Here is a 9,397-nt window from a genome sequence, read left to right on the forward strand (position 1 = left end):
ATGCTAATAAAGAGCCTCCTTGGTATCACTACCGCAATGCAGATACCGCTAATGTATGGCTTAAATCAGCAGATGCATATAAAAAAATAAAAAGATTGCCGCCAAGTTATCCCAAGAATTAGGCTTTGAGTTTGCTAAGCGTAACGGTAGCGGTACTAAAAAAGCCCTGCATACTACAACTATATCGGGACGCAGTATTAGTGAAGAGCCTCGCAGTCTTATCATATTATATCGCAGTCATTTAGGTAGCTTTGGCAATTTGACGGTAAATATGGATATATAAACAATAAAGGTGATGTCACTATTCCATTTATCTTTGATGAAGCATATTCGTTTCAGGATGGTCTTGCGCGAGTTAAATTAAATGGTGAAGAATGTTTTATAAAAAAAAAGGGTTGTTGTTTATCCCTGGAAAGAGAAAAAAAACAAACTATAAAGTGATAAGTTAGCTTCATTACTCCACGGGGGCTGGCAATACGCATGTCGTTTTATGCGCCGCTAGAGGCTAAATGTTTTATTACAGATAGAAATAAATATGTAAAATTCATAACCACTAAGGGCCTCTAAATTGTAAATCACCAATCACTTATTATTTACTACATCCAAAAGTTAAACACATGTTATTTGATATATGAGTATATTTTTGTTTATACATAGCCAATTAATAACCGGGGGCGGTTAATGAGCGGTGAAAATGATGGGTTTGTTGATGCTGACCACCTACTTGAGCCCAAAGATACAACTAAAGACACTGCTTCCAAAATAAAGCGTATTTACCCTTTAGATAAGTACACTATTCCTAATGAAATCCTGCAATATACCGATAAGCATCATTTTTTAAAGGTGCCTCTGCTGGGCCAACATAATCCCATAGCCAATATTGATAAATGGTGCGGTCGCACTTCGGCAGTAATGGTGTGGAATTACTATCAACGTGTATTTGGCAAAGTAAACGCTAAAACCGACTACATTACTCATTGGCGTGGCTCTAGTGGCTCTGATTATATGGATTTGCGCCACCCTGAGTCTAAAGATGCGGTGGCAATGTCGGGTTCGTCGTGCTCTCCTTTTGCTTTGCTTGAGTCTATAAAAGGTATGGAAATAGTCACGCCGGTTTATTTGCCGAAAGAACAAAACAACGCCAAACGTTTGAGTGCAGCCCAATCGATACTTTCTTCTTTTAAAGGCCAAACGGATGCCTTTGCACCTATAATCTCAGCCCTTGAAGATAACAACCCCATAGTTTTGTATACTGGTTTGTCAAATAGTTATGGTGGTCATATTATCGCTATTGCGGGCTATTGTGTTATGCGCGACATAGATGGCACGCAAAAACTGTGGTTTTTAATTGCCGACCCTTCTCGACCAAAAATGTATAAGGGGCCTCGTTTAACCCCCCTTCATGAAAACCCCGATAAGGCGCTTAAAATATTAGGCCAACTCGATGAGCAAAAGCATTTTGTCATACCTATTATTAACGGTGATTGGACGTTTGGTAAGGGTTATTTATATTTAATGCGCGTCAAAGGTTTGTTTATGCGCAATACCAATCAACCAAATGAACAAGCAATTTGGCTTGATGACTTATGCAATAACTATATAGGGGGCAAGGTTATTATTCGTCATATAAAAACCCCTGATACAGCCGGATTAGTACTTAGCAAAGGTGTTCGTGGGGGGTTAAGTTTTCCGTTTCAGCAAGATATTAGTGTGCTTGATAGTGTAGCAGCGGGTTATTATAAAGTTGAAGCAGCAAATACTGGTTTTTATCCCCTAGGCATCAACCGGGCTTTACATGGTGGGGTGCATTGGCCAGTGCCTGAGAAAAGCAAGGACGAAGACAAAAAGGCAAGCAAGGAAGAAAGCAAGGCGGCAGCCTTTGTGCACTCAATGGCGCCAGGTTACATCGTAGCTGCACGCATCTCTAAAAGCCCAGCTAAAAGTGAAACTAAAAAATTTTTACAGCACGACACCGGCTTTGTGCTGGTGCGCCACGATATAATAAAATTTGATGCTAAAAACCAAAAAGATGTCGGTGAGCGTCTGCCTTTTTATTCTCTGTATATGCATATGATGCCGACTGATTGGCCTAATACATTAAGCGATGTTTATAAAGATGTACCCTGGTTGCAACAGTTTTATTTGGCCCGTTATGCTGCGGTAGTGAATCTTAATACCAACGATGGCAATTTTGGCCAAATTATGTGGGCCAACAAGGCTGTTAACCCTAAAAGTGACAGTAAAGCGTCAGTGCATGACTCATTATCTGATTTGAGTAAATCAAAAGATATTGATTTGCACCAAGGACAACTGGCTCTTGGTTACGTCAAAAAACCACCAGGAGATTTAGCGCAAGGATTTGCTGCTTTGCAACATGGTGCAGTGGTCACTTTTTCAGCACCTTTATTGCAAGTGAATCATGGTGATATACTAGGTGTAGTAAAAGGCAAGGCAGACGAAAAAAACACGACTATTCACGGGGCCTTGCATTGGGAGGTATTTGCTCCGGCCAATAGTGAGTCGGCGCTTAAAGAGTTATTAAATTATGCCTCATCTACATTGGTGCTTGAAGCCTCTGATATTGTCGAAACTGGCGCCGATAAAAAAGACAATTTAGTTGATGCTGATGAGGCCAAAAAATTATTGGCCGATAAATTGCCAGAAGAAGATCAAAAACACGTCAATGTTGTATGTCTAGCGGCCGACAAAAAATATTCACTAGATATTATGGCGCAAAAATTACAAAAGTTTATGCATGAACAAGCGTGCTTTTATGAGCGCCCCCAAAAAGAGCCGCAATATTTAGAGCCTGAATTTACGATAGAAAAATACAAAAAAATTGATCTTAAAGTGCAGTGTTATCCTTTAAATATAAAAATCGATACTACAAAATATCCGGTAAAAAACCATAGCAAACGTCCTATGCCCTACATGCTTAAGGTGCAATATTTTGCATCGGTTGCCGATGCCGACGCCAATAAATATTTTGCTATAACTGAAAAAGAACTTAGCGAAAGTGATTTTAAGGCCAAAGAGATAAAACTTGATTTGCTTGTGCCAGCACTTACCGAAACCATTAAAATAGTAACCCCTAATTTTTATCTTAATTTACTTGATGCCCATAATCTTGATGCACAACTTGCTTTGGCTAAGCGCTTATTTGGGGCGCGCTGGCGGGGTTTGTTTTTGCAACATGTATCAGAGTGGTGCCCAGGGGGCATTAAAGATTTAATACCCAAATTACGTGACCTTAATTTATTACCTAAAACGTTAAAAGAAATTAAAAAAGATGATGAAGCTGCTGCAAAAGTATTAGATACTAGCTGGTATGGGGTACCGCAGTGTAATAATATTAAAAAGATTGATATAGCCACTCCCGAAGAAGTACCCATTGTGGGTAAACAAGGCAAAGAAGTATCATTGTTTAAAGGCAATAAGGCTATGTTGCCGACAACATCCATTGCCAATCACAATGGCAGTGCCGAAGTATTAGACGCACATCCTACTTCATTTTTATGGTTGCTTAATTATGTTATAAAAGACCAAAAATATCGCCTAATAGACAAGCGTGACCCCATAAATGCGGATGCCGAGGGCGAGCATGACCCAGTAATGTGGGGTTTTGGCTTTAGCCAAAAAGGCCCATATGTTGTAGGGCAAAAAATAACGGCAATTGTGATTGAGTGCGGTTGGAGTAATAATGAACTAATTATCAATCTCGAAAACAACGACAAACAAGCGCCACTTAAAAAATTTCAATTTGACAAAGGCAAATATGAACAAGGTGTTCTTACAAGTAGTCGCACATTGCCAGTTTGGGGAGAATACACTCTAAAGATAGAGGGCTATAAGGGTAATGTTGAAAAGCAGGCGGAAGCTGACCTGCCTATTACTATTGCTTTAATGTCACCACAAAACAATGAATTATTTCAGTTTGAAAAAGATGATAAAACCGGTTTTTACAAATTTACGCTTCATTTTTCTACCGGTTGCCCACAAAGGCTTAATGGCTATTTTACTTTTGAGCATGCAAAATTTACTTTACCTAACAACATACCCCAAGCCAGCAGTTGGGTAGTTGATGGTGATAGTGCAAACTATATTATCGATCTTAAAAAGGGTGTAACTAAAGTTACCAACAATTTTACTTTAGCAAATTATTTTACCGCTGAGGGATCAGAAGACAAAATTGCCATTGCTCTTTGCATAGCAATAGAATTATTTATACAATCCTTTAAAAAATCTCTGCTGGTACTAAGCTTAACCAATCAAGGCAATGAAGTTGTGTTTGAGCCCCACTCTTTGCCGCCGCAAGGCATAAAAGATTATGCAAAATATAAAACTTTAATTGAAAAAGTTATTACTGAAGTTAAAGTTGATGGTGTGGCATTTGAGTTTGCCGAAGCCATAAAAGAATACAAGAAAAAAACACATATTATTAAGAAAAAAACCTTTAGCATTAAAGCCACATATAACCAAAAGCCCAAAGATCTAGTATATAAAAAGCTTGAACAATGTTTACCCATATATGGCAATTCTTTTGGCGACACACCTGAGATTGTAGCTGGTTATATAAAACAAATTAAACGTAAAGATGTAAAAAATGTTCAGCTACAAGACCATTTTTCTTTTAATCAATTTTCTGATGTTGTGGGTAAAAAACAGATTAACTTGCACACCCAGTTAGTGGCGCGGTTAGAAAAATTATTTGTAGCCCATAAAAAAGAAAAGGGTGGCCACAAATGGATTAAAGTGTGTGCTTTAGACCCCAATGGTTTAGTAGTAGCCATTGTTTGTGGGGCGTGCGAGAGTTTTAAAAAAGGCAAATCACGCGAACAAGCCCGGCAAAGATTTGCTGATTGTGCCAAAAATTTGCAAGTAGAAGAAAATGGTAAAAGTGTACCGGCATTTAATTTAGTAGAGCAACAAAGATTAGATGTACGTTGGCCGCATAAAAAATCTAAAGCCACAGTGCTCGTTTTGGGCATTACCGAGCCTGAGTTAAATACTACCGGTGCGGTGGATTTTGTTTTTGACCCCAGAGAAGCTTTTTATCAAGTGCTTAAAGATGCCAACCCGACAAAAGACGAGCGTGTTTTAATCAAAGCTAGTTTTAGCGCTTTTAATGGCGATGCGTCAGAAAACTTTGAAGGCACTACAGCGGCTATGGTAGATATACCCAAAGAGCTTGAGCAAAAAGATAGCTTGCACGCCAAGGCCGACAATATATTTAAAACCTTAGCACAGCCTCGCATTGGCACTATTACACCAATGCTGCGTATGACTAACCTTGTTTTGCTAGCCCCTTTGATGGGGGCTAAAAACGATTGGCTAAATGCCAAGCCCACTTATTTTATTGCTGGCGAGGCTGTGGGCACAACCTATACTTCGAGTGCTTCGGGAGGCGCCAGAAGCAGTATAAGCATACCTTTAATAAATAAAAAGGGACAAGCCATTTATCTGGAAAACACACCAATTAAAGTGGAACTAAAAACCACTAACCCTGATGCCCAATTTGACGATGAGCGCATACAGATAGAAAGTGCTACCCTAGATGTTGATGTAACGCCAAAGCTTGTAGGCCCACTAGAGGCCGAGGCTATGGGTGATAATTATTTGCATTTTAGTGCTCCGGTGTATTGTTGTGATGTGGAATCACTTGCGCTAAGCATCACTGCTAAAACTGATACAGGTGCTATTACTGAAGCAAAATCAAATTGGCGCAAAACCAAAGGCAAGTTGCTAGATGATTGTTTGCAAAATATCGTAATAGTCTCTGGTGATGTCGATTTAAACAGCACTTATACGGCTAAATTAGCTTTAGTACACTTAATTAAAGGCAACACTTATCATTTTGAGCTGGCGGCTAAAAAAGATGACAAGATTTTAGGTTTTAAAGTAGAAAACAAGCTTGAATGTGATTTTACCTATACCACAGAAGAGAATTAAATAATATTATTCTCCATATATTTGCTCAAAAGTATGCCGATAATGCGCGCTTGAGCCGCCATCAGATGAATAATATGGTTTGTTATACCTATCTGCTTTAATATACCCACGGAGTTTGGGCAGACCATGTACGCAAAAGTCATCTTTCATGCATGGTCTATACGATATGCCAATATGCTGTACATCACTATTATTTGTTTCGTATATACCCGCTTCTGCAATACGAGCAAACAATACAGTTTTTGGCGGCGTACTTCGAAAAGAAATATTTTTATCAAACTTGGTATCAAACATTACTTGCGAGAGCATATCATTACCCAAGATAGTATGCATTTGCGGTACACGGCAACGAGGATAAAAAATTTGCCCTTTATCGCATGTGCCTTCAGGAACCCACATAAATCCATGAATCATTAAAGCAGCACCACTAGTGTACATTTCAGTCGACTCATTCATATAATAATCATGACGCTTATCCCAAAAGGCAACGCTGTCCATATTTATCCAACCCAAAGGTTTCTCATTTTTATCAACTAATAAAAAGTGATCATTGCGGGTGTAGTTTTTATATTTGTCAATATTAATGGTTGTTTCTGATTCCCACTTACCATCAGGTAAAATTACTTTGCCATTAATAACAGGTGGTGACACAAGGTTAGTTTCTGCTTCGGATTTCCACTTATCACCATGCATAGTTACTGTATCAGCAAAGGTATGAGCTAATGCCACGTTAAAGGGGCCATCGCGGGGATCAAGTACTCTAACTGGTGCATCATCGCGCCCGGGCCAAGCATATAACATTTGCGATTTAATAATATGCACAAACCCAGGGTTGTAAATAGTTGGTTTTTGTTTTTGCTCACCCTTGAGCGTTTGCCCTATGGTAGCACCGCCTAGCAAAATACCATCTTGGTTAATTAGGGCAAATGCTGCCTCTACACAGTCTGCCGCGTCGTCTTGCTCAGTAGCAATTTTTTGCACTTGGCGTAGTATGGGGTCACGCTCGGTAAAAGTTTTAGCTAGTTGATACTTTTCTAAAAGGTTTTGTAATTCATCGCTAAGTTTTTTGCTGCATGTATTACTAAGATGTTTTTGCTTAGCTAAAAAGTCGTTGTATTTTTTTATGTCATTAAATTTATAGCGAGTAATGAGGCGGCGGTTTTCCGTGTCAATTTGATCAGTAAACCAATATTGCAACAACTTACTAACCAGAGTTTTTTTAGGCTCAGCCAGCGGCGCAATAATTTTAGGCTGAGGCAGTATTGGGCCTTTGTATGTTAATTGCGATAAATCTGCAGGAGGCGTTGGCGCCAGCGCCACTGGTTTAATTGATGCTGATGGTAGTGCTTTTAAGTAGTAACTGGTTTTTGGTTTAATGTCTAAGGTAACCCCACGTTTTTGATAAATGTCTGCGAGATTAATTTTTTCAAATAGACTATCAATATTGTAATAAGGTTTATAGTAACTATCTCTATCGATTGTTCCATGAATATTTTCAACTTTCCATTTGCGCTTACTCGGGCGTCGCCATTCTATACGCATATCACATTTGTATTTAATTACGCTTGTTTCTTTTTGAAAAAGACCAACCACATTGCGCAGTTGATAGATTTGCATGGTTTTAGGGTGGGTTTTAGCCATATTGGTGCATGGCTTAGGTTGCACCTTAAGAGAGACTAAAGACAAATAATTATTTACCCAAATTGGGGCGAGCAAATAAACACATTCATCTTTTTTAGCGCTGCGGTCACGTTCACCACTATGGTCCCAAAACGCCCCATGAGCTTTAGCCGCCACCCCATAAATATAAGAATCACGGCTGATAAAACCTTCACGGATCATACTTTGGTCGAAAAACGCCGCTTTATCCATATCAATCCAACCCATGGCATCACCAAACTCATCAACTATTAAAAAATGACCGTTGTTGGTAAAGTTTAAATAGGTTTCAACATCAACAGTGTTTTTTTGTTTGAAGGCTTGGCTATGGGTTTTTATTTCTTTTTCAAAAGTATGGGCTAATGCCACCCTAAAAGGTCCATCGCGGGGGTCAAGTACTAGCGTAGGTGCATCATCTCTGCCCGGCCAGGCTTGCAATACTTGTGGCTCTAATATAAACAATATACCTGGGTTAAAAATAGTAGCTTTACGTTTGAGTTGGCCAACAACGGTTTGGCCGGTTATGGCCCCACCAATGAAAATACCGTTTTTATCAACCAGGCTAAAAACTGCATCAACACAAGCATCTGTGATGCTAACAGTTTTGGACACCGCGCGCACAGTGGAGTCGCGCTGTTTAAAATTGTAAGAAAATGAAAAGGTTTTTAATTTTTCTTTTAGCTCTGGGGTTAAAGAATCAACGCAAGAGATGGCAGTATTTTTTAGCGCTGCTAAAAAAATGTTGTAATTTTGGGGGTCGCTTTTGCTTAGCTTAGCATTAAGCTCGGTAGTTTTTTTTACTATGTCTTTTTCAAATTCATTGCGCACCAGATATTTTACATCGGTGGTCGTAAAATTGGGTGGCATTTTTTCGGGCAATTGGGGTGGTACCAACAATGGCCCCTTGTAGCTGCCCATGTAATTATTAACTACACGCTCTTGCTCTTGTGTAGCAAAGGTATTGGATGTTATAAATAAGCTAAAAGAAAATAAGTAAAAATAATTAACCATCAAATACCTCTAATTTGCAGATAATCAAGCACTTATTATCGGCGCACATCTTAGGTTAAGTATAAAATGACAATAAAAACTAACCCTAGTCCCTTGGCAATAGATATTGGCAATACAAGTCAAATAAGTGTGGTTGCCATACCCATTACCACAGTTGAGTTAAATGTAATTAGTAACGAAGTTACAAAAGTTACTACTCCTATAGCGATAAAAGGCAAAACTACAGGTTTTGGGGTTAATAAAGTTGAAGCGGTGTTTTCTTGGATTGTTGACCGCGACAATGACGACGTTAAAGAATATACTTATAAAGGTGAGATGACCATAGCTAGCAATGGCGACTTTGAATTTAAAGTAGATAATAAATCACCAGAGTTATCTGTATTTTATCATCGTCTTTTTGGCGGAGGTAATGTTGGTTACAGCATTACCCCCACATATCCCTATGCCCCAATGGCTATAGTGCCCCCCAAAAGCTCAAAGATTACATTTGAAAACACCTTAAAGATTGAATCAAGTGTAAAATCACCATCTGGTATGCCTGTTGGTATGCGTACAGAATTTAAACTTGAATATGGTCCTTTAACTAAGGAGTTACTTAAGGGTGGGGATAAAGTGGTTTTGTTTTGGCAAGAAGATGATAGTGATAAAGACGAACATAAAAACAATCGTGATTTTGCGGCTTCGGTTGATTGTGGAAACGATCATTCAAAAGCGCGGTAAAGCGATCATACAGAGCGCAAGAGATCACATAAAGCGCGGCGATGCCAAAAATTGGCAA

3 protein-coding genes and 1 pseudogene are annotated in these 9,397 nt (G+C 39.0%); 3 read left to right on the forward strand and 1 reads right to left on the reverse strand.

Features of this window, described 5'->3' with window-relative positions:
* Positions 1-270 precede the first annotated feature (270 nt).
* Together JW841_15280 and JW841_15285 are read left to right on the forward strand one after the other, a co-directional pair.
* Positions 271-441 (forward strand): annotated as a pseudogene (locus tag JW841_15280) (WG repeat-containing protein).
* Between the two features lie 240 nt (positions 442-681).
* Entirely contained in the window at positions 682-5,949 is a 5,268-nt protein-coding gene (locus JW841_15285; GenBank protein ID MBN1962297.1) for a hypothetical protein, read from the forward strand.
* A 6-nt stretch (positions 5,950-5,955) separates the two neighbouring features.
* Here the strand turns inward: JW841_15285 and JW841_15290 are convergent, their stop codons facing one another.
* Positions 5,956-8,526 carry a hypothetical protein gene (locus tag JW841_15290; protein MBN1962298.1) on the reverse strand — a complete coding sequence of 857 codons (2,571 nt, stop codon included), beginning with the start codon at positions 8,524-8,526 and terminating at the stop codon, positions 5,956-5,958.
* Positions 8,527-8,685: 159 nt separating this feature from the next.
* Here JW841_15290 and JW841_15295 point away from each other — a divergent pair, with 159 nt between their 5' ends.
* On the forward strand, positions 8,686-9,339 hold the full coding sequence (locus JW841_15295) for a hypothetical protein (protein ID MBN1962299.1): 654 nt from the start codon (positions 8,686-8,688) through the stop codon (positions 9,337-9,339).
* The last annotated feature ends 58 nt before the right edge of the window (positions 9,340-9,397 follow it).

The sequence above is a fragment of the Deltaproteobacteria bacterium genome, assembly GCA_016931625.1.
GTDB lineage: Bacteria > Myxococcota > XYA12-FULL-58-9 > XYA12-FULL-58-9 > JAFGEK01 > JAFGEK01.